Annotated in this window: 21 protein-coding genes and 2 pseudogenes; 10 read left to right on the forward strand and 13 right to left on the reverse strand. The window is 68.3% G+C overall.

From position 1 onward, the window contains the following. Positions 1 to 127: 127 nt before the first annotated feature. The 3 genes from ABIA35_RS44330 to ABIA35_RS44340 form a co-directional block, all read right to left on the reverse strand. Complete coding sequence (locus ABIA35_RS44330) at positions 128 to 2,200, reverse strand: DUF262 domain-containing protein (RefSeq protein ID WP_370346796.1); 2,073 nt, start codon at positions 2,198 to 2,200, stop codon at positions 128 to 130. Between the two features lie 276 nt (positions 2,201 to 2,476). Next, the gene (locus ABIA35_RS44335) at positions 2,477 to 3,337 is read right to left on the reverse strand and encodes an integrase core domain-containing protein (RefSeq protein ID WP_370346793.1); all 861 of its coding nucleotides are present in this window, start codon (positions 3,335 to 3,337) and stop codon (positions 2,477 to 2,479) included. Between the two features lie 295 nt (positions 3,338 to 3,632). After that, positions 3,633 to 3,962: a hypothetical protein gene (locus ABIA35_RS44340; RefSeq protein WP_370346791.1), complete on the reverse strand. Its 330-nt coding sequence runs from the start codon at positions 3,960 to 3,962 to the stop codon at positions 3,633 to 3,635. 208 nt (positions 3,963 to 4,170) lie between these two features. Between ABIA35_RS44340 and ABIA35_RS44345 the strand changes: the two genes are divergently transcribed. The 4 genes and pseudogenes from ABIA35_RS44345 (at position 4,171) to ABIA35_RS44360 (ending at position 6,373) form a co-directional block, all read left to right on the forward strand. Then, positions 4,171 to 4,617 (forward strand): hypothetical protein, encoded by a 447-nt coding sequence (locus tag ABIA35_RS44345; protein ID WP_370346789.1) that lies wholly within the window; start codon positions 4,171 to 4,173, stop codon positions 4,615 to 4,617. A 230-nt stretch (positions 4,618 to 4,847) separates the two neighbouring features. Continuing rightward, positions 4,848 to 5,216 (forward strand): hypothetical protein, encoded by a 369-nt coding sequence (locus ABIA35_RS44350; protein ID WP_370346787.1) that lies wholly within the window; start codon positions 4,848 to 4,850, stop codon positions 5,214 to 5,216. A 24-nt stretch (positions 5,217 to 5,240) separates the two neighbouring features. Beyond that, positions 5,241 to 5,678, forward strand: a pseudogene (locus ABIA35_RS44355) (transposase family protein); the annotation flags it as partial. Positions 5,679 to 5,998: 320 nt separating this feature from the next. Continuing rightward, positions 5,999 to 6,373 carry a hypothetical protein gene (locus ABIA35_RS44360; protein ID WP_370346785.1) on the forward strand — a complete coding sequence of 125 codons (375 nt, stop codon included), beginning with the start codon at positions 5,999 to 6,001 and terminating at the stop codon, positions 6,371 to 6,373. On the opposite strand, the gene ABIA35_RS44365 is transcribed toward ABIA35_RS44360, so the two are convergent. Then, a complete protein-coding gene (locus ABIA35_RS44365; protein WP_370361991.1) occupies positions 6,357 to 9,539 on the reverse strand; it encodes a tetratricopeptide repeat protein in 3,183 nt (1,060 codons plus the stop codon). The two genes, ABIA35_RS44360 and ABIA35_RS44365, sit on opposite strands and share 17 nt — an antisense overlap. A 140-nt stretch (positions 9,540 to 9,679) precedes the next feature. Between ABIA35_RS44365 and ABIA35_RS44370 the strand changes: the two genes are divergently transcribed. Then, entirely contained in the window at positions 9,680 to 11,098 is a 1,419-nt protein-coding gene (locus ABIA35_RS44370; RefSeq protein ID WP_370346781.1) for an NB-ARC domain-containing protein, read from the forward strand. Positions 11,099 to 11,414: 316 nt separating this feature from the next. On the opposite strand, the pseudogene ABIA35_RS44375 reads toward ABIA35_RS44370, so the two are convergent. The 6 genes and pseudogenes from ABIA35_RS44375 to ABIA35_RS44400 all read right to left on the reverse strand — a co-directional run bounded on the left by ABIA35_RS44375 (position 11,415) and on the right by ABIA35_RS44400 (position 16,271). Further along, positions 11,415 to 12,742, reverse strand: a pseudogene (locus ABIA35_RS44375) (M3 family metallopeptidase). 27 nt (positions 12,743 to 12,769) lie between these two features. Then, positions 12,770 to 13,438 (reverse strand): hypothetical protein, encoded by a 669-nt coding sequence (locus ABIA35_RS44380; protein ID WP_370346779.1) that lies wholly within the window; start codon positions 13,436 to 13,438, stop codon positions 12,770 to 12,772. 331 nt (positions 13,439 to 13,769) lie between these two features. Further along, positions 13,770 to 14,156 carry a hypothetical protein gene (locus tag ABIA35_RS44385; RefSeq protein WP_370346777.1) on the reverse strand — a complete coding sequence of 129 codons (387 nt, stop codon included), beginning with the start codon at positions 14,154 to 14,156 and terminating at the stop codon, positions 13,770 to 13,772. Next, positions 14,153 to 14,380 (reverse strand): hypothetical protein, encoded by a 228-nt coding sequence (locus tag ABIA35_RS44390; RefSeq protein ID WP_370361992.1) that lies wholly within the window; start codon positions 14,378 to 14,380, stop codon positions 14,153 to 14,155. The genes ABIA35_RS44385 and ABIA35_RS44390 overlap by 4 nt, the downstream gene beginning before the upstream one ends. A gap of 84 nt (positions 14,381 to 14,464) precedes the next feature. After that, positions 14,465 to 15,151 (reverse strand): YbhB/YbcL family Raf kinase inhibitor-like protein, encoded by a 687-nt coding sequence (locus ABIA35_RS44395; protein ID WP_370346773.1) that lies wholly within the window; start codon positions 15,149 to 15,151, stop codon positions 14,465 to 14,467. Between the two features lie 199 nt (positions 15,152 to 15,350). Next, on the reverse strand, positions 15,351 to 16,271 hold the full coding sequence (locus tag ABIA35_RS44400) for a LysR family transcriptional regulator (RefSeq protein ID WP_370346771.1): 921 nt from the start codon (positions 16,269 to 16,271) through the stop codon (positions 15,351 to 15,353). Between the two features lie 114 nt (positions 16,272 to 16,385). Between ABIA35_RS44400 and ABIA35_RS44405 the strand changes: the two genes are divergently transcribed. Together ABIA35_RS44405 and ABIA35_RS44410 are read left to right on the forward strand one after the other, a co-directional pair. Beyond that, positions 16,386 to 17,006, forward strand: a complete 621-nt coding sequence (locus ABIA35_RS44405; RefSeq protein WP_370361993.1) for a hypothetical protein — start codon at positions 16,386 to 16,388, stop codon at positions 17,004 to 17,006. Further along, a complete protein-coding gene (locus ABIA35_RS44410) occupies positions 17,003 to 17,665 on the forward strand; it encodes an alpha/beta family hydrolase (RefSeq protein ID WP_370346767.1) in 663 nt (220 codons plus the stop codon). The genes ABIA35_RS44405 and ABIA35_RS44410 overlap by 4 nt, the downstream gene beginning before the upstream one ends. A 44-nt stretch (positions 17,666 to 17,709) precedes the next feature. Here ABIA35_RS44410 and ABIA35_RS44415 read toward each other — a convergent pair whose 3' ends face one another. From ABIA35_RS44415 to ABIA35_RS44425, 3 genes are read right to left on the reverse strand one after another with little or no spacing between them, the layout of a single operon-like run. Continuing rightward, positions 17,710 to 19,089 (reverse strand): sensor histidine kinase, encoded by a 1,380-nt coding sequence (locus ABIA35_RS44415; protein WP_370361994.1) that lies wholly within the window; start codon positions 19,087 to 19,089, stop codon positions 17,710 to 17,712. Further along, complete coding sequence (locus ABIA35_RS44420) at positions 19,070 to 19,747, reverse strand: response regulator transcription factor (protein ID WP_370361995.1); 678 nt, start codon at positions 19,745 to 19,747, stop codon at positions 19,070 to 19,072. Before ABIA35_RS44420 ends, ABIA35_RS44415 begins: the two co-directional genes overlap by 20 nt. Before the next feature lie 3 nt (positions 19,748 to 19,750). Next, positions 19,751 to 21,913: an MMPL family transporter gene (locus tag ABIA35_RS44425; RefSeq protein ID WP_370361996.1), complete on the reverse strand. Its 2,163-nt coding sequence runs from the start codon at positions 21,911 to 21,913 to the stop codon at positions 19,751 to 19,753. Positions 21,914 to 22,133: 220 nt separating this feature from the next. Here ABIA35_RS44425 and ABIA35_RS44430 point away from each other — a divergent pair, with 220 nt between their 5' ends. Genes ABIA35_RS44430 through ABIA35_RS44440 form a run of 3 tightly spaced genes read left to right on the forward strand, consistent with a single transcriptional unit; the run spans position 22,134 to position 26,177 of the window. Beyond that, complete coding sequence (locus ABIA35_RS44430; protein ID WP_370346759.1) at positions 22,134 to 23,276, forward strand: extracellular solute-binding protein; 1,143 nt, start codon at positions 22,134 to 22,136, stop codon at positions 23,274 to 23,276. A 5-nt stretch (positions 23,277 to 23,281) separates the two neighbouring features. Beyond that, positions 23,282 to 25,045, forward strand: a complete 1,764-nt coding sequence (locus ABIA35_RS44435) for an ABC transporter permease (RefSeq protein ID WP_370346757.1) — start codon at positions 23,282 to 23,284, stop codon at positions 25,043 to 25,045. Further along, entirely contained in the window at positions 25,038 to 26,177 is a 1,140-nt protein-coding gene (locus ABIA35_RS44440; protein WP_370346755.1) for an ABC transporter ATP-binding protein, read from the forward strand. Before ABIA35_RS44435 ends, ABIA35_RS44440 begins: the two co-directional genes overlap by 8 nt. Positions 26,178 to 26,201: the final 24 nt, after the last annotated feature.

Genomic DNA, 26,201 nt, shown 5'->3' on the forward strand with positions numbered 1-26,201 from the left:
CGTAGCGCTATCCTGCACAGCATCCTGCTCGCGGAGATGCTCGAAGTCGATCCGGTGGATGTCGCGTGCGCGCTCCAGGCTCCGCATTAAGCAGGCGCTCCATGGCCGTGAGCGGTGCAGGGCTCTATCACTCTTCGGCACCGAGGCCGAGCAACCGGGCGAGGTCGTCGGCGGTGAGTCGCTGGTACGGGTCCGCCTTCTTGGTCTTTTCGTCGATCCGGACACCTTCAGCACGCAGGATGTCCAGGACATCGCCGCGATCTTCGCCGTTCCAGCGGAAGTTCTCCGCCACTTTGCCCGAGGAGTTCAGCACTCGCCATGCGTTGGTGACCCCTACGCCCTGGGCTAGGTGGGCTCCCACGGGTTGGGCGGCGGATCCGATCAGAGCTGCGAGCTCGCCGTAGGTTGTCCACGAACCAGGCGGCAATGCGGCAAGGGCCTGGTGCAGCAGTGACCAATCCTTGCCCCTCTCAGGCCTGCCGGACCTGGGCAGCGGCGCTGGCCACAGAGCTATCGCAGCGGCGGCAAGCTCGCGGCCGCGTTGGTCGATCTCCGTTGCACCCCATCGCTCGGTCGCAGCGATCCGCTTGTTTAGTTCCAGATTGCTGTTCGAGAGCAGGTCCTGCTTGCGCTGGAACGGTTGGTTCGACAGCTTGCTGTTCTGGGCGGTCAGAGTGAGGTTCCCCAGTGTGTGCTGGATCCTGGCATGTAGGTCGTAAACATCCTCTTCGCCTTGGGCGTCTTCGGCGAGGACCTCGAGCCATTCCTTCCCGGGAGTCTGCGGCAGGACGTGCTCGATCGTCAGCTTCGCAGCCGCGAAGTCCACCGGCTCAGGGTGTTCGTAAGACTCCTCGATGCGGCGCAAAACAAACGTTCGCTGGTTGGCCCGGCCATAGTGGTAGAACGGCTTGGTCAAGATCGCGTCGAGGAGTTCGACATCGGTGGGCCAGGCCCGGCGCTCGGTGGACAACAGCCGGTGGATGTCCTCGTCGACCGCGATGTCTGCGCTCATCTGCCCCGGGAGATCGGTGAAGATGCGGTTGAGGCCGGCCGAGGGGATCCGGCAGATCGTCCGCCGTACCAGATAGCTTTCGACATAACCCAAAGCGCGGGCGACCTGCTCGTCGTCAGCAAGCCCCTGTTCGCGGCGGTCCAGGAGCATCATGATGATTGGTGCCGTAACCTCGGCGTCCCAGCGGCGCAAAGTGGCCAGTGCGTCGCGGACCGCAGGGTTTTTCTCCGCCGCCGGGTTTGCCATCGTCTGATAGTGCGCGGAACGCCTGACCAGTTCGTGGACGTAGGCCTCGTACATGGCCTCGCCACCGGTGTCCGTTTCTTTGCGGGCCTCAAAGCGATCCTGTTCGGCCCGGTACACGTCCTGCCTCCGCGTGCGGTTCTCGCCTGTCAGGACGAGATGGAGCCAAATCAGGTGTTCGATCTGCGCGGGGTTGAGCCGCTTCTGTAACGGGGTCCACAGGTTCTCGTAGACAGCCTCGCCCCGGGTCGGCAGGTGCATGAAGATGTAGTTGCGCAGCAGGTCGGCCTGGGTCAGGTCCAGTCCTGTGTTGTTGAGCGACTGGAAGATCCGGTAGACGTTGTCGCGCGCGTCCGCGGTCACTTCTACGAGGGTGAGCCGGGAGGTGATCGCCTCTTCGATCTTGTCGATGGGAGGAAGGTCGGGGTCCCCGGCGACTGCGGCGAGCTTGGCACGGAAGAAGCGGTAGGCCACACCGACCGTCGATTCGTCGTCCGCGGTAGGCGGCGTCTCGGTGATGTAAGCCTTGTAGGTTGCGCGGTCGGCTTGGGTCGGCACCACCTTGACCTCGTCGTCACCGTGCATGCGGCTGTTGACCAGAAAGCGGCGTGAGATGTCCCTGGACCATTCCTGATCATCGGCCGCGACGTGGTCGCGAAGGGCGGCCAGGGCGAGTGACAAGGTTGTCAGCCGCTGCTGGCCGTCGACGATCAACGCGCGCGGGAAAGCCATGGTGTTCTGGGGCGACGGGGCATGGACGACAGAACCGATGAAATGCGTCGGGCCGTCGGTGCCCTCAACTATCAGCTCAGCCTGTTCAAGGATGTCCGACCACAACTGCTTGAGCTGTGTCTCCTGCCAAGAATAGGGCCTCTGGAACAGCGGAACCTGGAGTTGCTTCTTGCCGTCCAGCAGCCCCGCCAGCGTCGTCTCGACCGCGCGCATATTTCGAACCACCCCTGCCGCCACGATAACTCTGTTACGAAGTGCGACTGTAGCGGTCTCCGCAACGGGTGTGTCGACCCTCGGTGACGATGCCGCGCCATCTAGCTAAGCGGCCGTAGGTTCGAATAGGGCTGTTGGCAATACGCGAACGAGGCTGTCTGGCGGAAGCGAGTCGTGTGATGGCCGGCAGGTCCCGGTCCGTCTCTGTTCGAAGACTGTGATAGACGACGCGGCGCGGCCCGGCAGTGAGCGTGCCGAGAAGTTCGTCCGTGCAGGTCAGGCGATCAGGTGGTATTCGTGGAGAACGCCTCCGACACGGCTGCGCCGGGCGACGCGAAATTGGTCGAGGTCGATGACGTTGTCGGGAAGTGGTCGTAGTGGCGCGGCCTGGCCGAGGGCTCGGTGAGGGCGATGCTCGTTGTAGAAACTCTCGTGCTCGGCCAGGACGGTCCGTAGATGTGCCAGGTTCCAGACGAGTGTGCGGTCCAGGAGCTCGGTGCGTACCGACCGGTGCCAGCGTTCCTGGATTGCGTTCATGACGGGGGTACGGACCGCGGTGGTCACGATATCGATGTCCGCGGCCTTGAACACCACGTCGAACGCGGTGGTGAACTGCGGGCCGTGATCGCGGATGAGGTACTTGAACCGGCTGGCGTGCTCTTCGAGGTCCATCAGGGCGTTGCGGGCCGTCTGCACGGTGCACGCGGCGGTCGGATGCGCGGTGGCGCCGAGGATCTGTATCCGGCGGGTGGCATGCTCCATCATCGTCAGGACGTACGCGGTCGTGCCGTCGAGCAGTTCGACGGTGAAGAAGTCGGTGGCCAAGAGGGCCTCGGCCTTGGACCGCAGGAACTGCGCCCACGTGGGACTGTTGCGACGAGGCGCCGGGTCGATACCGGCTTTCTTCAGAATGATCCATACGGTGGACGGCGCGACCTTGATTCCGAGGCCGGCCAGCTCACCGGCGATGCGCCGGTAGCCCCAGTGCTCGCTATCCTTGGCCATCCGCAACACCAGTGCTTTGATGTTCCGGCGCGTCGGCGGACGGCCCTTCGGGAGGGACTTCGCGGCCCAGCGGCGGCGCAGGATGTCGCGACGCCACCGCAGAATCGTCCCGGGCGTGACCAGCAGCTTCAACCTGGGATGCCGAACCTTCGGGATCAGGCCGAGCAGCAGGGCGATCAGTGCCCGATCGGCCCACGACATCGTCGGCCGGGACTGCCCGAGCTGACGGTGCGCGATGGTGAGCTGGTGCCGCAACAGCAGGATCTCGAGGCTCTTGGAGGTTTCATCGCGACGAGCAAGCGGTAAAGCAGCGAGCGTACGGGAGACGATCAGGAACAGAAGACGTAGACACACAAGTCTCGATCATCGCCGGATGGCAAGTGCTGCCGCAAGACCGCGACCTGCATGGATGGACTTCTCGGCGCCCTCAGGCGACGGTGGGGATCCCCAGCGCCCGCCTTCGGGAACAGCGCCTCGTGGCGCACAACCCGACGTGCCACCGGTCCGCGGTGACCTCCCAGACGTCGCCTCCGTCCGTGGCGGTGGCCAGCCGGAACTTCGCCTTCCCTCGCCCGGTCTCGTCGATCCCGAGCCGCTCGACCGGCGGCGTGACCGCTGGCAGCGCCGTCTTCGCGTGGGCGAGGAACGCGGCGTGTGCTATCGGCCAGGAGATCTCGTGGTCCCCGGCGGACTGGATGACGGTCCGTCCCCGGTCGGCGATCGCGGCCCCGGCCGATTCCCGCAGCCGACAGGTCAACCGGGCCCGGCTCGGGATGGCCGGCAGCGCCTCAGTGAAGATTCACCATCCTGAAGTGGCTGTTCAGAGTGCTGGCATGGCGTGGTTTGTGGGTGCTCGTGCTGGTCGTGGGCGGCTGTCTGTGGTCTCGATCGTTTGACGTTCCGCCGTTTCGGGGTCGCGGGGCGTGGTGCTGTTCCTACGCTCGGTCGTTATGACGGATTCTGTGGTGCTGGGCCGGATCGCCGCTCGGCGTGCCGAACTGGATCTCCTGGAAGAGGAGCTGGTCAAGCGGCTGGCCGATGTGCGCGTCGAGCGTGACGAACTCGTGGTGGCTGAGCGCGTCGTGCAGCGGATCAGCGAGCAGGGTTTCGGTGAGTACTTGTCGCTGGCGCCCCCGCCGCCGGAAGCGCAGGTGGGCGGGCGGTCGGTGCTTCTGATCCCGGCCCGTGTCGGCGGCCTCGATGCCGAGGCGCTGCCGCCGGACTACCAGCGGATCTTGGCTATCGTGCGCGATGCGGCCGGGCCGGTGAAGGTCAAGGAGGTCGGCGCCAAGCTCGGTCTGCCGGTTCAGGTGCGCGGCAAGTTGGAGCCGCTGCGCGGGAAGATGACCAAGCTCGCCGATCGCGGCTGGCTGCGCAAACTCGCCGACGGCCGGTTCACGTCCGCCTTCTGAGCATCCCTTACCGTCATCGGGTCGGCCGTGGACAGCGAAACACACACTGACCTGGATAGAAGACGTGGATACGGCCCGCCAGACATTCATGCCCCGGGCGTCGGAGCGTGCTCAGGCCTGCGGGATGACGTCCCGCATAGCAGTGATTATGCGGCCTCTGATTTCACCCCAAAGTGGCGCGGCGACCGGAGCCGTGGGTAAGGGGCGTCCCCGGTGCTCATCGAGTTGGTGTGAAGAACAAGAATCAGCAGGCCGGGGACGCCGTACTGGTCTACCAGTGCCGCCTGCCGCTGTCCACGACCACCGTCACCTACATCGCCGACCTGCTGCGCAGACACCTGAAAGCGATCGGATCCAGGTGGCGGTCCCTACCAGCGGGACGGATCGCGGTCCTGGTGCTCGCGGTGCTGCGCCACGACCAACGCGCCGCCGACCTGGCCGGCGGCAACGACATCTCGGCCACCACCATCCGCCGCTGGACTCGTGAGGTGATCGACCTGCTCGCGACCAAGGCCCCGCGCCTGGACCGGGCCCTGGCCAAGATCGCCCGACGCGGCGGCGAGGTCGTCCTGATCGACGGCACCCTCATCCCCACCTAGCGCCGCACCGGCACAGCGAACCGGCCCAACTATTCTGGCAAGCACAAACGACACGGCCTGCACTTCCTTGCCCTCACCGACGAAAACGGACGGCTGATCTGGATCTCCGCCGCCCGACCTGGCCGAACGCACGACATCACCGCCGCCCGTCACGACCACATCGTCGACCGTCTCAAAGCCGCCGGCCTCGGCGCCCTGGCCGACCTCGGGTTCCTCGGCCTCGGTGAAACCGGCGAGGACCCCGTGGTTATCACCGGCTACAGGGCTACTAAGAAACGCAAGCTCACGACCGGCCAGAAGGCCGCCAACAAGGTGATCTCCGCAGCCCGCGCCCTCGTCGAGCACGGCTTCGCGCATTTGAAGAACTGGCGGATCCTCACCAAGCTCCGCACCGATCCCGCCCGCGCCACGAATCTGCTGCGAGCCCTGCTCGTACTGACGAACCTCGAACTCGACCGGTGACAGACGATCAAGACCGCAGACAGCCGCCCACCACCAGCACGAGCACCCACAAACCCAGCCACACCACGATACTGAGCAGCAGATTCAGCATGGTGGATCTTCAATGCCTCGGCCGCAAGCCGCACATTCTCTGAAGCGGCGGCCAGGCCCGTCTCCGTGGTCCACCCCATTTCAACGTCGCTACAACCCGCCAGCCGTACGGCCGCCTGTACGAACTGGGGCGGGATAGGGGACTCCACCCGCCCGTGGCTAGCAGGGTGGTGCTACCGCTCCGGCCAAGAACCCGTCGAGCGGCAACCCTGTACAGAAGGAGACCACCCGTGCGCACGCTCCGCAGTACCCGCCGCAGGATCGCCACGGCCGCGGCCGTCATCGCCGTCGGCGGTGTCGCCACCATCGGCACCGCGTCGTCCGCGTCCGCCGACGTGATCAAGGGGACCTGCCAGCCCAACAACAGCCAGATCCGGATCTGGCTCGGCTCGGCATACCAGTGCTTCTCCTGGAACTACGCCCCGCCCAGCGTCCTGAACGTCAACGACTGGTACGACGGTGTGGAGTCCGGCAAGTACACCATCAAGGTGGTCTGGCGCGACCTGTCGACCGGGCGTGACCTGCCCGGCATCCTCAACCCCGGCCAGACCTCCGACCAGCCCACCACCAACAGCGTGTTGTGGAACATCACCTTCGAGTCCTGACCCGGCCGGCGGAGCGGCCCGGCCGTCCGGTCTCCGAGGACGCCTGGATCCCGCCGCCCTCGGCCTCGGCCAGCCGGGCCTGAGCACGTTCAGCGTCCTTACGCATCCCCAGACGCCGGTAGATGTCCAGTGCCGCCGCCAGGTTCTCAATACCCTGTGTCGGATCGCCGACGGCGAGGTGGTGTTCACCGATGCCCTCCAGCGAGATCGCCTCGTCGTCGGCCATCTTCCGCTCCCGGTTGATGACCAGCGCCTGCTCATAGAGCGACAGGGCACGGTCGCGGTCGCCGAGTGCGGCGACGGTGGCCGCGTAGAAGTTCAGCGCCCAGCCCTCATTGCTGCGGCTGCCGAGCTCCCGGTAGATCTCCAGTGCCCGTTCCTGGACGGCCGCTGCCTCGGGATAGTCGCCGGTCAGATACCGCACCCGCCCCAGGTTGTTCAGGGCCGCGGCCTGGCCGAGGCGGCTGCCGACCTTCCGGAAGATCTCCAGCGCCCGCTCCAGGGCCGCCGCCGCCTTCGGATAGTCCCCGAGCCGCGCCCGCACCTCCCCCAGTTCGGTCAGATTGATGGCCTCGCCGTGCAGGTTGTCGATCTGCCGGAAGATCTCCAGGGCCCGCTCCAAGGCCAGCGCCGCCTCCGCGTCGTCCCCGATCCGGCCTCGCACCTCCCCGAGATTGGTCTGGGCGGCGGCCTCCCCGAACCGGTTGCCGGCCTGCCGGTAGATCCGCAGAGCCCGTTCCTGGGCATCCGCCGCCCCCGGGAAGTCCCCGGTCATGTACCGGCCCCGCCCCAGGCCGTTCAAAGCAGCGGCTTCGCCCAGACGGCTGCCGAGCGCCTGGAAGATCTCCAACGCCGGTTCCTGAAGCTCCGCAGCCCCCGGATAGTCCCCGGTCAGATAGCGCACCTCGCCCAGCTCGACCAGCATGACGGCCTCGCCGAAACGGTCGCCGAGCTGCCGGTAGATCCGCAGCGCCGGCTCCAGCGCCTCGGCAGCCTGCGCATAGCCACCCGTGATCCGCCGCACACGCCCCAAGTCGCCCAGGGCTCCGGCATGGACGCCGGGCGGGCCGGAGCGGGCGACGGTCTCGGCGGCCTCGTGGACCTCGAGCGCGCGGGGCCAGGGGCCTTCGGTACGCAAGGTCTCGGCCAGACCGGTGGCCAGGGCGATGGCGTGGTGGTCGAGGCGGCCCGTGTGGGCGTGGTTCCAGGCGGCTTCAAGGTTGGGGAGTTCACCACGCAGCCAGGCCCGTGCGGCGTCGGGATCGCTGAGCGCAGGGGCGTGGGCGGGTGCCGGGCCGTCAGGCCCGGGGCGCGGCACCCGGGCGATCGTCTCGGAGGCGGTCTGCGCGCAGTGGGAGTAGTAGCTCAGAAGCCGGTCCATGGCCGACTCGCGCTCACCGGCCGGATCGACAGAGCGGGCAAGGGTGCCGGCGTGCAACCGCAACAGATCTTGGAGACGGTAGCGACCTGGCGCAACCTCCGCCAGAAGGTTGTGATCGACGAGGTCTTGCAGCAGGTCGTCGGCCGTGTCCGGATCGGTGTCCAGCAGCGCGGCGACGGCGAGGGCGTCGGCATCGGGGCCGGGCACCAGGCTCAGGGACCGGAAGGTCCTGCGGCCGGCAGCGTCGAGCGACTCATAGGAGAGGTCGAACACCGACGCCAGGTCCCGATCGCCATCGAAGAACGCCGTCAGATCGGCGCGGCCGGCACGCAACCGGGTCACCAGGTGTCGCAGAGTCCAGCTACGCCGGTTCCGCAGGAGCGCGGCAACGATCCGCAGAGCCAGCGGCAACTGTCCGCACAGCGCCACGACCTCCTCCAGCAGGGGATCGTCCGCGGGCACCCGGCCAGGAGTGGCGATACTACGGAACAGCGCGATCGCGTCAGCAATGGGCAGGACGTCCAGGTTCAGGGGATAGGCGTCGTCCAAGCCCTTGAGCCGCACGCGGCTGGTGATCAGAACCAGGCATCCACCAGTACCCGGCAGCAGCGACCGAATCTGCTCCTCGCTACCGGCGTTGTCCAACACCAGCAAGGTGCGCGTACCGGCCAGCCGGTCCCGGAAGGCGGCGGCACGGGCCCCGGTCTCGGCGGGGATCCCGCCCGGCGGCACACCGAACGCCTGGAGGAACTCGGCCAAGACGTCACCGGGATCGCGCGGTGTCTGTTCGTGAACGCCTCGCAGGTCGACGAACAGCTGCCCGTCGGGGAAACGTTCCGTCAGTGCGTGCGCGGCACGCAGAGCCAAAGCGGTCTTGCCGACGCCGCCCATACCGTCGATGGCTGAGATCACCACGGTGCCCGCCGCGCCGTCCGGCTCGGAAAGCGCCGCCACCTCCAACAGCTCGGCGAGTTCGTGGTCGCGTCCGGTGAACGCCCTGGTGTCCAGGGGAAGCTGGTTGAGCCGGGTAGCGGCGGTCCCACTGCCGACCGAACGCCCTCCCAGGGCATCGCTTTGCGCCCGCTTCAAAGCCGGACCGGGCTCACGGCCTTCGCGACGCGAGGCACGAATCGTGCGCGTCGCCAGATCCGCGGCCCCGGCACTGTCGCCGACCGCGATGAGCGCCTGGATGAGCAGCGTCGCGGACGGCTCGTTCCCCGGCTCCTCGGCGAGCAGCCCGCGCAGCACCTCGACCGCCTGGTCGGCCTGCTGGTTCTCGACGTGGATCCGGGCCAGCAGCATGGCGGCGGACCTGCGGGCGCCTTCCAGCTCCGCACGGCGCTCGTCGAGGTAGGGCGTGTCCAAGCCGCCCAGCGCGGGGCCGTGCCACAGGTCCAGAGCCTGGCGCAGCCGGGTGGCGGCGGCGGCCGGCTCGTTGCCGTCCAGGTCGGCCCGGGCCTGCCGGACCAGATCGGTGAACCGGTGGGCGTCGGCCGACATCGGGTCGAACTCCGCGGTGAAGCCCGACGCCCGGGCGACCAGGCGGATGTCGGACCCGGCCGGGCGCAGGGCCTGGCGCAGCCCTGAGATGTAGTTGGCGATCAGGTTGCCCGAGGAGTCCGGCGGATCAGCGGGCCACGCCCACTGCGCGATCTGCTGCCGGGAGACGGTCCGGCCGGCGTTGAGCAGGAGTACCGCTAACACCGCTTGCCGACGCGGTCCGCCGAGGTCCAACTCGGCGCCGTCGTGGAGCACTTGGAACTCGCCGAGCAGTTGGACGTCCACCCGCCGAATTCTGCCACGGGAGGGACATCGGAGCTCGGGTACCAGATCTCGGCCACCAGAGCTGGAGGCTGCCTGGAGCCGTTCTGTGAAGTCCTGACGAGACGGTTCGGCCATCAAGACCTGCGGGCGGGGGCGATGGCGTGATTGAGGAACACCACGGGACGGTGCCGGATCCGGACCAGGTCCGGGACATGGCCGGACTCATAGAGGCACTGAATCTGCTGCGGGCGGCGTCGGGGAACCCCTCGTTCCGGACGCTGGCCAGGTCGGCGGGCCTGAAGCTGCGGCCGCCGCAGGCGCTGGCCCACACCACGGTCAGAGACCTGTTCCAGGCCCGCCGCCGCCGGTTGGACATCGACCTGCTGATGGCCACGGTCCGGGCCCTGGGCCTGCGGGATCCGGAAGCGGCCCGGTGGCAGCGGGCCTGCGCGCGGGCCCACGTCGAGGCCAGGCTCGGCGGGCCGCCGAGGGTGCTGCGCCAGCTGCCGGCCGCGACGGCTGTCTTCACCGGCCGTGAACGGGATCTCGCGGCCGTCCTGAAGCCGGCCACGGCGGCCGCCGACGGCGACCACGGCGCGAACGGGGCCGTGACCTTGGCCATCGACGGCATGGCCGGGATCGGCAAGACGCAACTGGCGCTGCACGCGGCGCACGAGCTGGTGAACAGCGGCCGGTTCACCGACACCCAGCTGTACGCGGACCTGTGGGGGTTCGACGCCGATCACGCACCGGCCGACCCGGCGGTCGTCCTGGGCACGTTCCTGAGCCAGTTGGGCGTGGCGGCCCAGCGCATCCCCGCGGCGTTGGAAGAGCGGGCAGCGATGTTCCGCGATCAGATGCACGACAGGAAAGCACTCATCCTGCTGGACAACGCCGCGGGCGCGGAGCAGATCCGGGCCCTGATCCCCTCCGCCCCGTCCTGCCTGGTGCTGGTGACCAGCCGCCGCAGCCTCGCCGGGCTGGACACGGCCTTCCTGCACACGCTGGACGTGTTCAGGCCCGTCGAGTCGGTCACCCTGCTGGCACGCATCGCCGGAACCGTGCGGATCACGGCCGAACCGGCGGCCGCCACCGCGATCGTCGAGGCCTGCGGTTCCCTCCCGCTCGCGATCGCCTTGGCCGCTTCCCGGCTGCGCTCCCGGCCGGCGTGGACGCTCGCCGACCTCGCCGACCGGCTGCGAGCTCCGGGGCTCGGCGCTTTCAGCGCGGCAGGCCGAACGCTGTGTCCCGTCTTCGACCTGTCGTACCGCCGGCTTCCGGCCCCGGCCAAGTTCCTGTTCTGCGCACTGGGCCTGCACGCGGACGATGAGTTCAGCGCCGCGGCAGCCCTCGCCGCGGCAGCAGCCGACGGCATCGGAGCCGCTGAGGCCGACGAGATCCTGGAGCGGCTTCAGGACGACCATCTGGTGCGGCGTACGACCGGTGGGCGCTATCGCTTCCACGATCTGATCCGCCGCTACGCCGCCGGGCTCGCCCACACGGAGCTGACTCCGGAACAGCTGCGTGTCCTCGCCCGCCGGTCGGCGGCGCAGGGGGTCACCGAAGGTAGCGGTGCTTGATGCGATCGGGGTCGTAGCCCTCGGCGCGGAGCCGGCGCTTCGCCTCTGAAGCGTCCCGGGTTCGCGCCACGGTCACGGCTTTGACAGCCAGGTCCGGGCGCTCCTCTGACCTGGCTGTCAAACGGAGGGGCATGGCATAGTCCCGGTGCGGTTCACCGTTCTGTGAGAGCGCGGGTCTTACGGTTTCGCGTCTCGCTCAGGCGCATCGTGGTGAAGTACGTCCACGGATCGCGTCGAGGTTGAGCCGTTCACTGACAGGGGCAACAACGCCGTCGCCGCGTGCACGGTCGACAGCTTTCAGGGGCGCTCGCTCGACTCACAAGCCCATCTCGCGTAGGAAAGCTTCGTTGGATGGTTCGCGGTCGAGGAAGTCGTGGACCATCGCCTCTGCGTCGGCAGTTCCGCCGCGCTCCAGGACGGTACGGCGGTAGCGTGCACCGGTCGCCCGGTCGAGCGGGCCGGCTTCTTGGAAGCGGGTGTACATGTCGTCGCCCAATACTTTCGACCAGAGGTAGCTGTAGTACGCGGCGTCGTACCCGAACAGGTGCGTGATGCCGGATTGCAGGTGAGTGCCCTCGACATAGGATTCGCCGTGCTGGGTGTACACCTCTGCGTAGGTCGCGGTGCTGTTGCCGCCGTATTGGGCCGAGTGATAGGCCGCGTCGAGCGTCGCGAGTGCCAGCTGCTGCATGGTCAATACTCCCGATGCGGCGGTCTTCGCGGTCGCCAGTGCGTCCAGCAGGTGCTTCGGTATCGGCTCGCCGGTTCGGTGGTGACGTGCGAACCCGGTGATGACAGCTGGTTCCCAACACCAGTGCTCAAGCATCTGCGAGGTGCCTCCACGAAGTCGATCTCTGTCTCGGCGCCGGAGTACCGCAGGTGCTCGGCGCGGGCGAGTATCTCGTGGAGCACGTGGCCGAACTCGTGGAAGAGCGTGACGAGTTCGGCGTGCCGCAGTAGCGATGGTGCGTCGGCATGCGGGCGGGTGAGGTTGGCCAGCATCACCGCGACAGGCTGCTGCCAGGAGCCGTCCGCGAGTCGCCGTCCTGGTCGCAGGGCGAGGGCCATCGCGTGCTTGTACTTGTCCGGACGGGGGAAGAGGTCGAGGTGAAAGCGCCCGAATGGCGCGCCGCCCGTAGCTTCGCCCACGTCGAAGGTTCGCACGTCTGGGTGCCAGACCGAGGCGTCGGCCACTTCTTCGAACCGGATCCCCAACATGGTGCCGGTTGTCGCGAACAGCCCCTGAAGGCAGGCTTCCAGCGGAAGATACTGCGTGATCTCCATATCGTCGAAGGCATAGCGCGTCTGCTTGAGCCGACTGATCGCGTAGGGCTGGTCCCACTGCGTTATCTCACGCGAACCGCCGGCATCCTCGTTGGCGTCGGCCATCTCAGCCATGTCGGCGGCGGCCTTCGGCGCGATCCGGGAGCGCAGGTCGTCGAGGAACGCTGCGACCGCCTCAGGCGTCTTGGCCATCCGCGTCTCCAGGACGTACGCGGCCCAGCATGAGTAGCCCAGGATTCCGGCGATCTCGCGGCGTACGACGAGGGCGCGTTCAAGCCGGGCGACATTTTCCGCACCGCCCTTGCGTAAGTCCTTCTCCAGCAGCTCCCGCCGCCGCTTGGCCGAGCGGGCGTCACACATGAAGGGCCAGAACTCGGGGTTGTCCAGTTAGACCCGGTAGCAATCGCCGACACGCTCGAGCCCTTCGATGTACGCCTCCGGCAGACCCGCCAGCTCGTCCCGGTCCACGACGATGCCGTCCCGCCAGCCTGCCAGGGTCGCGGTGAACCCGGACCCGAGCTCAACCAGCTCGTCGAAAAGCACCCGCAACCTCTCGCGCTGCGCAGTCGGCAAGCCGATCCCACTGCGCTGGTAGTCACGTTGCAGATCGCCCAGCAGCCGGGCGTCCACCCCGGTCAGCGCCGGGGCCTGCGTGCCGTTCGCGTACTCGCGCACCGCGCGGAACACCTGCTCGTCGAGGCCGATACCGACCGTGCGCTTGTCGAGCCGTTCGGCCCACTCTTGCGCGGCCCCCCGCAGGTCCTTGTCGGGAGAAACCTCCGCGAGCAATCCCCAGGCCGCCCGGGCCTCTGTTACCGCAGCGCGGGCCTCCTCCACAGCTACCACCGTGTTCTCGAACGTGCGCTGCTCAGCCGGGATCGCGATCAGCGCGGCGATACGGGCATCGCAGTCGTCGAGCGCTGCTCGACAGGCCAGGGCCAGCTCGCCGGGCGTGACGTTCGCATAATCAGGATGATGGCGCACCATGCGCGGCACCCTAGCCCCGTGCGCGGCGACGATCACCCGTTTTACCTGCGCTCGCGGCAGATAGATCACTTGGACAGCCAGCTTCGGCGATCGCCTTGCGGTCGACCGCAGGCGTGCGACTGGCGAGCGCTTCACTCGCGTACCAATCCGTGCCAAGAATCCAGGCACACCGGCGCCACCTAGCGTCAAGAATCGTTCACCGTCGCAGGTTACATCGACGTCCAGATGCCACGTATCGAGTCACGTCACAACCGTTCGGCATCGCCACCTGCGGTGGACCAGCTGGAAGACGGCGCGGCTCCCTACCGGACGAGATGCGTGGCCACCTCAAGCCGTACGCGCTTCCGCCGGTGTGCCCTGCTGTGCGTCCTGTGGGTGCCGAATATTTCATCCATGCAGGTCAGGCCGCGTGCTCGTACTCGTGCAGGATGCCGCCGAGTCGGTCGCGTCTTCGCACGTTCAGGTCGACGATGTCGGCGCTGCCAGTGATCGGTTCGGGCACAGGTTGCAATGGGGCGCCCTGTTCCAGCGACCGGTGTGGCCGGTGCAGGTTGTAGTGGGTCTCGAATTCGGTTAGCGCGTGCAGCAGGTGGGCTTGGTTCCAGATCAGCATCCGGTCCGGCTCGCCTCGGATCCTTCGGTGGCCCCATCCAGGATTGTCGCGCGCCAACGTGACGATCAGGTCGCGGATCTCCTCGGACAGCGGCGGCCGACCGGGGGAGCGGGGCTGGGTCCATTTTCGTTTCACCAGGCGCCGGTGCCAGGCCAGCAGCGTAGACGGCGTCACGATCCCCGATGCGCACGCAGCTCACGCGGCAGAAGCCTGGCCAGAGCCGCCAGCACTGCCCGATCGATCCAGGACGGTTTCGGCTTCCCGACCTGACGACGCAGCATCTCCACCTCATGCCGCAGCACGAGTAACTCGGCGTGGTTCACGGCGTCGTTGCCAGCAAGCAGCGCGAGCCAGGCGAAGACCTTGAGGATGAGCTGGTAGATGAGTTTCACGGCCACAGGCATCGAGCCTGCGGGACAGCTCCACCAGTCACACAAACGGGCAGGTCAATAGCCAGGCATCCGTTCTGGCACGGTACACGGCTACTTCGCCGGGGCCACGGTCGGGAAGATCACCGAGGCCCGGGCGATGGTGTGGCTGTCGATCGCGAAGTTGAGCAGGGCGCCGCTGGTAGTCGCGCCGAGTCCGGTGGTGGGCTCGTCGAGGGCGGTGATGGTGATGTAGTAGTCGTGGATGCCGGAGCCGACCGGCGGGGCCGCGCCGATGTAGCGGTCCATGCCGGCGTCGCCTTCGAGCTGGATTGCTCCGGTGGGCAGGGTGGTGGAGTCGAGTGTGCCCGCGTTCTCCGGCAGGCTGGTGGTGGTGGCCGGGATGTTCTCGACGATCCAGTGGAAGAAGCCGGCCTGGGTCGGCGCTTCCGGGTCGTACATCGAGACCACGAAGCTCTTGGTCTGCTTGGGGAAGCCGTGCCAGGACAGCTCCGGCGAGATGTCCTTGCCGCCGGGCACTCCGAAGATGCCCGACCACTGCGGGAGCGGCAGCGGGTGGCCGTTGTGCGCGGTGGTGCTGTATGCCGTGAAGGAGGGCACCTTCGGCAGGAACTCGTACGGGTTCGGCAAGTCGTGGTGGCGGGACGAGCCGCCGTGGGCCCCGGCAGCGACCGACGCGCCGCTCGCGGCGGCGCTGCCGGCGCCGAAGGTGTAGGCGGCGCCCACGCCGAGCCCGAGAGCCACGGCGGCAGCGGTGATCCTCAGTTTACTGATTTTCATTTCGCGCGGTCCTTCCTCACGATCGGATCGGCCGTCGGGCGGCGGCCGCGAGCGTCTTCGGCCTCTGGCTCGGTGCCGTTTGGCGCTTGGAAGGATCGTCTCGGACGCGCTTTCATTTGTCCAAGAACTAGAATCACTGATTTCCATAAACTGAATGCATGGAGCCGTCGGCGGCGCCGCCAACAGTGCCGGTTCGGCTCTACCGTGTCGGCGGACCGAGTCGATCGGTGATGTGGGTCGGGGTGACGAGGGTTTCGACTGAGATCGCGGAGACGAAGGCTGCGGTGATCGGGTCGGGGCGCACTCTGGTGTACACCGACAGGGGCCGCAGAACGGGCGGGTCAGGGCGCAGCAGGGCGCCGTCGAAGTGCCTGGGGACGATGTTTCCGGGCAGCAGGGCGAGGCCGATCCCCGCGCGGGCCAGGCTGAGTGCGGACGCACTCTGCTCGGTGCGCACCGAGAGTTTGGGAGTGAAGCCGGCTTGCCCGCAGGCGGCGTTGAGGATGTCGGACAAGCCGCTGCGTGCGGTGTAGTGCACCCACTCCTGCTGTGCGAGATCGACCATCGGGACTTGTGCACCGTCGGGATAGGGCAGGGCGTCGGGAGCCGCGGCGATGACGAACTCTTCGACGCCGATCGTCCGGCAGGGCCCGTCCCAGTTCGGCGGGGTGGGGCCGACCGCGACGTCGGCGGCTCCGGCCTCCATCGCCGCGATCAGATCGTTGGTGTGGGGAAACTCGACCAGGTGGACTTGGAGTTCGGGGTACTCACGCCGCCAGGTACGCAGCGCCCCGGGCAACACCCCGGTGCTGATTGAGTAGAGGGTCCCCACGTGCAGTTCGCCGGTCTCCACGCCGGATGCCCGGCGGGCAGCGCTGGAGGCACGTTGCGCGTGGGCCAGGCTCGCCCGAGCGTGTGGCAGGGCGGTGCGGCCGGCTGGAGTCAGCCGGACCTGGCGCGGTAGGCGTTCCAGCAGTGGCCCGCCGAGCTCCCGTTCCAGGGCCTGGATCTGGTGGGACAGGCCCGGCTGGCTCATGCCCAGCACTTCCGCGGCGCGGGTGAACGAGCCCTCATCGACGACGGCGATGAAGTACTCCAGTTGGCGCAGGGAAATTGTCATGCAAAAAATCTATCAGTTCGAGAACTTTCATTTGTTGGACATATGGATAGCTGCCGCAGCAGGATGAAGCACAGGGCCCCCTCACCCAGAGCCAACTCCCAACGGCGGTGACCCATGTCTGACCTACGCATACTGTGCCTACACGGCTACCACGGCAGTGGCGCGATCCTGCGCGATCAGATGGCATGGCTGACCGCCGCCCTGCCCACGGACGTCGAATTCGTCTACGTCGACGCACCCTCCCTGGCCACCGGAGACTTCGGCTGGTGGCACGAGGGCTTCGACGGCTGGGAGCGTACCCGCGACTGGGCGATCGAGCTGGTCTGTGCCGGACCCAGGTTCGACGGGGTCTTCGGCTTCAGCCAAGGAGCGGCCCTGGCCGGTCTGCTCACCGCGGTCCAGGAGAGCGGAGGCGCCCCGCCCGAATTCCACTTCCGCTTCGCCATCCTGGTCGGCGGCTTCACCAGCGACCTGCCGAAACATGCCGCACTCTTGCGGCACGAACTCACCACGCCCTCGGCCCACGTCATCGGACGCAGCGACGTGATCGTGCCGCGCAGGGATTCGCTGCGCCTGGCCGACCGGTTCGCCGACCCGCTGGTCGTCGAACACTCCGGTGGCCACATCGTCCCCGGCCACGACGCGGTGGCCGGGCCCATCGCCGCATTCCTCGAGGCTCGCACGGAGACAGAACTCGCCCGGAGGCAGAAGGAGACAGAAGGAGAGAGCCGATGAGTGACCGGGCGAATTCGATGGCTGACACCGGGCCGGCGATGGAATTCGTGCCCACCCCCGTCGGCGCGGCAGGAATCACCTGGTACCCCGCACCCGGCGCGCCGCGCGCTGTGGCCCTGCTCGGCCACGGCACAGCCACCGGAGTGGAGGCAGCAGACCTGCAAGCACTCGCCGCAGCCCTCCCGGCCCGGGGAGTCAGCGTCGCCCTGGTGACCCAGCCGTACCGGATGAACCGCACCCGCGACGGCTCCGACGAGCCCTCGCTCGACACCGCCTGGCGGGCCGTCTGGCCGATCGCCGCCGACCTGGGCGTCCCCGTCATCTCCGGTGGCCGCAGCGCCGGATCCCAAGTGGCCTGCCGCACCGCCGAGCGACTCGGCGCGCACGCCGTACTCGCCCTGGCCTATCCGCTGCTTGGACCCGGCAGCTCCCGAGAACTGCTTGCGACTGGCCGACCCACCCTTGTCCTGCAGGGCACGCGCGACCCCTTCGGCCGCCCCGAGCAGTTCCCGGCCTTGCCGGCCGAGATCGAACTCGTCGAGATCGCCGGCGCGAACCACACCTTCGGCACCCCCAGCGGCACTGCCCACCCGGAGACGATGGCCCTCATCACCGCTACGGCATCTCAGTGGATCGAGCGACAGCTGGCGCGGACCTGAACGGGCCCGCGTCGCCGAACTCGCGGGTCCGCGAGTATTGAGGACTATCGGCCGGCGATCGGCAGCCTGACCGTGAACTTCGCGCCACTGCGGTTCTCATCGCGGGGATGGGTGTCGTCGACGGTGATGGTGCCGCCATGGGCGGTGACGATGTCGCGGGCGATGGAAAGCCCGAGCCCGGTGCCCGCGGTCGCCCCGGACTTGCGGTCTCGTGCCGCCTGCACCCGGACGAAGCGGTCGAAGACCCGTTCCTGGTCGGCTGGGGCGATCCCGGGTCCGTCGTCGGCGACTTCCAGGACCACAGTGTCCGGCTCGGCTTCCGCGACGGTGAGGCGGACCCAGCTGTCGGCGTGGCTGTCGGCGTTGTCGAGCAGGTTGCGGATCAGGCGGGTCAGCTGGTCGGCGTCGCCGAGGACCTTAATGCCGGGCAAGGCGTCGATCTCGACGGGCAGGCGCGCCGGGGCGGCGTCGACCACCGTGCGGGCCAGCCGGCCCAGATCGACCGGTTCGCGGCGGCCGATCAGGGTGTCGTCGTCGGCGCGCGCCAAAACGAGCAGGGCGTCGACCAGGCGTTGGAGTCTGGCGGCCTCGGCGGTGGCGCGGGTCGCGAGCTCCGGCCAGGGGGCTTGGTCGGGGTGGGCGAGGCCGACTTCCAGTGTGGTGCGGATGGCGGTGACGGGGGTGCGCAGCTCGTGGGAGGCGTCGGCGACGAAGCGGCGCTGGCGGGCGGCGGAGTCCTCCAGCCGGCCGAGCATGGTGTTCAGGGTGCGGGCGAGCCGGCCGATCTCGTCGTCGCTGTCCGGTTCGGGGATGCGGCGGTGCAGGCCGCTGCCGGTGATCTCGGCGGCCTCGGCCCGCATGTGCTCGACCGGGCGCAGCGTGCGGCCGATCAGCAGCCAGGAGATGCCGATCGCGCCGAGCAGGACCAGGGGCACGGTGTAGAGGAGGTGTCCTCTGATGTCGCTGGTCAGAATGCTGAGAAGTCGCGTCGGACCGCCGGCGTAGACGACGACCGGCGTCGAGCCGGCCACGTACCGCTGCGCGACCACCTGTTCGTCTCCGTGCCCCACCAGGGTCGGTGAAGGCTTGGGCGAGGTGCTGCCCGCCGTGAGCATGTACATCGCGGGCCGCCCGGCGACGTTCTGGGTGGCGGCCAGGACCCTGCCCGAGGAGTCGACGACCTGCGCCCACATCCCCGGGTCGCCGGGGGCCGGCGGCAGGGGAGTGGGCCAGCGTCCGTCGACGGCCGAGTGCGCCACGGATTCCGCGTAGGTGTTCAGCGTGGTGGTCACGTTGGACCGCACCGAGCTGACGAGCGTGGCGACCAGCACGGCGGTCGCCACGGCCACGGTCACCGTGATGGCCAGCGTGGCCAGCACGGTGAGCCGCAGCCATAGCGAACGGCTACGAGTGGCGCGGATCAATGCGGTACCCCGCTCCCCGGACGGTCTCCACCAGCGCCGCGGTGAACGGAGCGTCGATCTTGCGGCGCAGGTGGTGGATCCGGACCTCGACGACCGCCGGATCGGACTGGGAGTTCTCGTCCCAGCAGTGCTCCAACAACTCGCTCTTGGACACCGCGCGCCCGTCGGCGCGCAGCAGGTACTCCAGCACCGCCAGCTCACCCGGGGTCAGCGCGATCGACTGGCCGGCGCGGCGGACGACGCGGGTCGCCGGGTCCAGGGTCAGGTCGCCCGCGGTGAGCAGGGCGGGCCGCGGCGTGGTGCCGCGGCGTAGCAGGGCACGGATCCGGGCCAGCAAGACCGGGTAGGCGAAAGGTTTGGTGAGGTAGTCGTCGGCTCCCAGGTCGAGGCCCTCAGCCTGGTCGAGGTCGGCGTCCATGGCGGTGAGCATGAGGATGGGCGTCCAGTTGCCGGCCTCGCGCAGGCGCGAGCAGATCTGGTAGCCGTCCAGGCCGGGAAGCATGACATCGAGGACGATCAGGTCGAAGTCGTGTTCCATGGCCTGCCACAGGCCCTCGCCACCGTCGGCGGCGAGGGCCACGGTGTAGCCCTCGGCCCGCAGGCCCCAGGCCAGGGACGCACCGGTGGATTCGTCGTCTTCGATGACGAGGACACGCATGACTCAAGAATGCACGGAGGTTTGAGGGCTCGGCGCGTTGACTGAGCCGAGGTCCGTGTCCTGCTCATCCGGCGCGGGCTTCACACGCAGCACCCGGGCCGCCCACGCGGGCAGGTACCAGTTGGCACGGCCGAACAGCACCACCAGCGCCGGAGTGAGCAGGGTCCGCACCACCACGGCGTCGATCAGGACGCCGGCCGCCATGCCGGTGGCCATCATCTTGATGGTCACGTCCGGCGCCGACGACAGCGACACCAGGGCCAGGAACAGGATGAGCGCGGCACTGGTGACCAGGCGTCCGGTCCTGCTGACGCCCTCGACCACGGCGTCATTCGTGCGCCCGGTGCGGTCATACGCTTCGCGCACGCGGGACAGGATGAACACCTCGTAGTCCATGGAGACGCCGAACAGGAAGGCGAACAGCAACATCGGGACGAAGGGGCTGATCGACCCGGTCGCCGGGATGCCCCACAGACTGTTCGACCCCCAGCCCAGCTGCCAGATCAGCACCAGCACCCCGTAGGCGGCGCCGACAGACAGTACGTTGAGCGCGACGGCCTTGGCCGGCAGCAGCAGCGAGCGCATGCCCCGGGCCAGCATCACGAAGGTCAGCAGCGCGACCACGGCCAGCAGGATCGGGAACCAGCTGGACATGATGTGCGTGACATCTGTCGACTGGACCAGGTCGCCGCCGATCATGGCGTTGTGCGGCACGGCGGCGTGCAGGTCCGAAAGGGCGGATCCGGCGTGCGAGGTGCCGATCTCGGTGACCGGCAGCCCCATGATCACCGAGCTGTCGGCGTGGTGCCAGGCCGGGGTGTCGGCGACCAGGACGCCGTGCATCGATGGCAGCGTACGCAGGGTCGCGGCGGTCGCGGCGGGATCGGTTCCCGCTGGGAGCTCGATCGGGACGGAGGTCAGCACGCCGGTCGGGAAGCCGTCATGCCGCAGTGCGACCAGGCCCTGCTGCGCGGGGCCGTTCGCGGCCAGCGATGTCGAGGCGGGAGAGGCGATGTTGATGGTCAGGCCGAAGCCGCACAGCGTGCCCAGGATCGCCAGGCCGGAAAGGGCCGCGGTCTTCGGATGGGCCACGATCGTCTTCGCAGTGCGCGTCCACATCGCGCCGGCGCCGGTGGTCTTCCGCGGGCGCAGCCGGATCTTGTCCAGTCGCGGTCCGATCGTGGAGAGCAGCAGCGGGATGGTGGTCAGTGCGACAAGGGCGGCGATCGAGGGGATGAAGATCCCGGACAGGCCCACACCCTGGAGGAACGAGACCGGCACGACGATCAGGGCGAACAGCCCGAGGGAGGCGATAAGCGCGCTGAAGGCGACCGAGTGTCCGGCGCGGCGCAGGGATCGCACCACGGCCTCGTGGTTGTCGGCACCCCCCTCGCGTTCCTCACGCCAGCGGTTGACCAGCAGGAGCGAGTAGTCGATCGACAGTCCGAGGCCCAGCAGGGCGACGATGAACTGCACCGAGGGGTTGATGTGGATGCTGGTCACGTACGTCAGGCCGTAGATCGCCAGCTGCATGGTGAGCACGGAGGCGATCGCCGACAGCAGCGGCAGCACTGCCAGCGCCGAGCCGAACACCCAGGCCAGCACGATCAGGGCGAGCCCGACTCCGACCAGCAGTTCGGTCAGGACGCTGGACCCGCCGCTCGTGCCGCCGGCGGACAGTTGTTCGATGCCGGTCTGTTGTACGACGGCACCGGGGACCTCCCCGGTGATCGCGGTGCTCATGTGGTCCATCACCGGTGACGGCACCGCGTTGCCGGAGACCGGCGGGTAGACCATCACCAGGGTCGACGTGTCTCCCGTGCCGACCAGGGTCCGATCGCCGGTGTTGGCGAAGGACAGGTCACGAACGCCCGGGACGGACGAGGCGGCCTTGTCGGCCGCGAGCAGTCCCGCCTTGGCGGCCGGGCTGTCGGCCGTGACGCCGTGCGGCAGGTCGACGACCAGGACGCTGGGGTTGGCGGCGACGCCGCCGTAGTCCTTTTGCAGGGCGACGTTGGCGTGATAGCTGGCCGCGTTGATCGTCGTACCGCTTTGCAGACGGCCGGCGACATTGGGCGCCATCAGCACCCCGACGATGGTGACGGCGACCCAGGCCAGGGTCACCAGCGCGCGGTGACGCAGGATCAGTGTGGCGAAGCGTTGCACGGTGTCCACCTCCAAGAACCGGCCGGTCCGCGGGCACGGGCGGCCAACAGTTCTCGACGCTACGAAGGGGTACCTTTCGATTCGCTTAAGCGCGTGCTTGCTATAGCAAGCCGCCTAGCAGTTCGTCCCTTTCGATTTGCTTAACTCTCTGCCCTGGCCAGAGAGGCAGATGTCCGCCAGGTTTCTTGCTATAGCAAATCTTCTCTGAAAGGAGCTCGTCATGTCCGCACGCCGCTCCCGCTCCGTCGCCACGGTCGCGGTCGCCGCCCTCGCCCTGGGCGCCGGCCTGGCCGGCTGCTCCAAGACCAACAGCGGGTCGTCGTCCACCGGCGGCGCGCCTGCCGCGCCGTCCGGCCCGGTCGCCCCCGCGGCTGTCGCCGAGCTGGTCACCAAGTCGCACAGCGAGTCCGGGCTGAACATCTACGGCAACACGCCCACGGCCGCGATCCAGCCGTTGCTGAATGCCTTCGCCAAGGCCTATCCGTGGATCAAGCCCGCGTACTCGCAGCTGTCGGACAACCAGGTCTACACGAAGTTCCAGTCCGAGCACGCCCAAGGCGCTCGGACCGCGGACCTCCTGATCTCCGACGCGATCCCGCAGGCGCTGCAGGCCGAAGAGAACAGCTTGATCGCGAACGTGACGCCTCAGGGCCTCGCGAACTTCCCGAGCTATATCAACCAAGGCCACGGCGTGTACGTGATGTCGCCGGACCCAGTGCTGACAGCCTGGAACACCAAGCTGCTTTCCGGCTCCGAAGTCCCCACCACCTACGCGCAGCTCGCCGCCGACATCAAGGCCGACCCGGCGAAGTACCCGATGGTCAGCTACTCGCCGGCCAATCCACTCGGCTACAACGCGGTCTACGGCCTCGAACACGTCCTCGGCACCAACGCCGTCAATGGCTACCTCGACGCCTACGGCCCGCACACCAAGAACTTCGACGAGGGCCTGGACGGGCTGACCTACCTGGCCGGCGGCGGCGCCTCGTTCGGATGGCTGGCCAGCGGTTTGGCGCAGTCGGTCGTCCCGCAGTACAAGGGCCTGATCAAGTACGGATACATGACTGACGCGACGCCGCTGACCCCGCGCCTGATCTCCCAGACCGCCGGCGCGGCCTCGTCGGCTTCGGCCCAGCTGTTTCTGGACTTCATCTACAGCGACCCCGGTCAGCAGGTCATGTGCGCGACGGGGATGGAGGCGTCGATGAACAACTTCAAGTCCGCGACCGGATGCACCGCCGACCTCACTGACCTGGCCACGCACGTCAACCCGAGCACCGAGTTCCTCATCCCGGTCACCCAGGACGTCGTCAACCAGCAGAAGGCCATCACCGACCGCTGGACCAAGGCCCTCGGCCACTGAGCGCCATGCACACAGTCACCGTCCCGAACAACCACGACGAACGAGCTGCCAGGCCGATCGCCATCCGCGACCGGCGCCGCCGCCACCTGCCCTCCGCACCAGGGCAGTACCTGGTGTGGGCCGGGGTCGCCGTGCTGACGCTGGCCCCGTTGGTCCCGCTGGTGATCACCGCTTTGCGGTCCAAGCCGTACTACCTGCCCGGCGGCGTGTTCACCACCGATGCCTTCCGGCAGCTTTTCGCGGATCCGGCGTTCCGTGCCGCCGCCGTCAACACCCTGCTGTTCGCGGTAGCGACCACGACGCTCGCGGTGCTGATCGGGGCCGCGTTCGCCGTTCTCATCACCCGCACCGACCTGCCCGGCAAGCGCTGGCTCGGCCCGGCTCTGCCAGCCCCGCTGCTGATCCCGCCGCTGGGCCTCATCGTCGGCTGGGAATCGCTGTACGGGCCGGCCGGCTATGTCACTCAGCTGTGGCACAAGAACCTGCACCTGCCTGTCTGGAACCTCTCGTCGATACCGGGCATGTCAGTGCTTGGAGCCGTCGTCACTCTCCCGATCGCGTACCTCACGTGCAAAGCGGTACTGGAGAGCGCGGATGGGACTTTGGAGGACGCGGTCCGGGCTTCTGGCGGCGGTACTGTGCGCGTCCTGCGCACCGCGATCTTGCCGATCCTGCGCACCGCGCTGCTGGATTCGGGGCTGCTGATCTTCACCTTGTGTCTGGAGGTTCTGGGTATCCCGCTGTTCCTGGGTCGCCCGGCGAACATCAGCTTCATCGCCAGCTACCTCTACGACACGTGGTCCGACAGCACTGTCCCCGATCCGCCGATCGTGTCCGCCGGCGCGATCCTCCTGCTTGTCGTGGCCTCTGTCCTGCTGATCGTTCGCGGCAGACTGCTGCGACACTCGGCCCGCTACACTGCCGGATCTCGCGCCACACCGCCCGCGCGGCCCCTCGCGCTGGGCCGCTGGCGCCGCTCGGCGGCGGTTCTCGTCGCCGGATTCGTCGCCGTCACCTGCGTGATCCCGCTGCTCGGCCTCGGCCTGATGTCCTCGGTCACCTCACTGACGACGCTGGTCGCGCCGTGGCACGAGTGGACCGCGAGCAACTGGGGCCAGACGTGGTCCGACCCCACCTTGCACCGGGCGATCACCGACAGCCTCACCGTCGCAGTGATCGGCAGCATCGGCACCGTGGCGCTGGTCGCGGTCGCCACCGTCATCGCCGGCCATTCGGGATTCCGGCTGCGCCGCACGCTGCCCGCCCTGCTGGTCTATCCCCGGTCCACCCCCGGCATCGTGTTCGGAGTCGGGTTCTTCTGGCTGTTCCTGATCGTGGATTGGCCCGGCGCCATGCTGCGCAACAGCCTGTGGGGCGAACTGCTGGCGCTGAGCGTACGCAACATGACCCTGTCGTACGTCATCATCGCCCCGGCGCTGGCCCGGATCGCCCCGGAGCTGGCCAAGGCCGCGGCGACGTCCGGTGCGGGCTGGTGGACCACCACCCGGCGTGTCACCCTGCCGCTGTTGCGTCCGGCGATCCTCAGCGCAGTGGTGCTGGTGTTCGTGACACTGGTCAGTGACTACGACCCGGTGGTGTTCCTGGCCAAGCCCGGCACTGAACTGCTCGGCACCACCATGCTCCAGACCTGGGGCAAAGGACTGCCCGGCCCGGTCGCCGCCCTGGCCCTCATCCAAGTCCTGTTGGTCGGCGGCGCCCTCGCCGTCGGCCTCGGCTGGGCCCTGCGCAAGAGAGCACGCCATGCCTGAGATCTCCGTACGTTCCCTGACCCAGACCTTCGGGGACGCCCGTGTCCTGGACGCGATCAGTTTCACCGTCCCGGACAGGCAGCTGGTCACGCTCCTCGGACCGTCCGGCTGCGGCAAGACCACGACCCTGATGTCCATCGCCGGGTTCCAGACCCCCGAGGCCGGTGCCATCAGTCACGGCGAGCGTGTGCTGTTCGACGCCGAGCGCCGGCGCGACGTCCCGGCCGAGAGGCGGGAGCTGGGTGTGGTCTTCCAGTCCTATGCGCTGTGGCCGCACCTGACGGTCGCCGAGAACGTGGCCTTCCCGCTCAAAGTCCGCCGCGCCGACCGAGCCGAGATCAGAACCCGCGTCGGCGAAGTGCTGGAGCTCGTCGAGTTGGGTCACCGGGCCGACGCTCATCCGCACGAGCTGTCGGGAGGACAGCAGCAGCGTGTCGCCCTGGCCCGCGCGCTGGCACCCGGACCGACCGCGCTGCTGCTGGACGAGCCGTTCTCCAACCTGGACGCCAAGCTGCGGGAACGGGCCCGCGAATGGCTCGGGGCCTTGCAACGCGATCTGGGCATCACCACGGTGTTCGTCACCCATGACCAGACCGAGGCGCTGGCCATGAGCGACCAGATCCTTGTCATGAACGGCGGCCGGATCGTCCGGGCGGGGTCGCCTCTAGAGGTCTACCGGCACCCTGGCAGCCGCTTCGCTGCGGAGTTCCTGGGACGTTGCAACTTCCTGACCGGCACCGCCCAGAGCATCGGCGCCGGTGTGTATGTGCTCGAAGTCCCCGGGCTGCCCGGCGGCGTCCGCTTCCGGTCCGAGACCGCGCCGCCGGCCAGGGCGGCGACCGTTGCCGTGCGGCCGGAAGCGCTGACCGTCACCGATGCGGCTCCGGGCACCGGTGGACCGGGCTGGCGGGCCCAGGTCGGCCACAGCACGTTCCTCGGCGAGTCCTTCCTGCTCACCTTGCAGCTGGGACCGCACGTCCTGCAGGCCTTGAGCGCATACCAGCCATCCTCGGCGACCGTCGACGTCACGCTGAGCGCTGACGCCGCGAGCCTCGTCACCGATGATCCCGCTGACCCGGCGCTGCCGGAAACCGCAGGTCCCGCTGCGGTCAGTGCCCCGAACCGGGTTTGACAATTTGCTACAGCAGAAATCGAA

It is taken from the genome of Catenulispora sp. MAP12-49 (genome assembly GCF_041262705.1).
Lineage (GTDB): Bacteria > Actinomycetota > Actinomycetes > Streptomycetales > Catenulisporaceae > Catenulispora.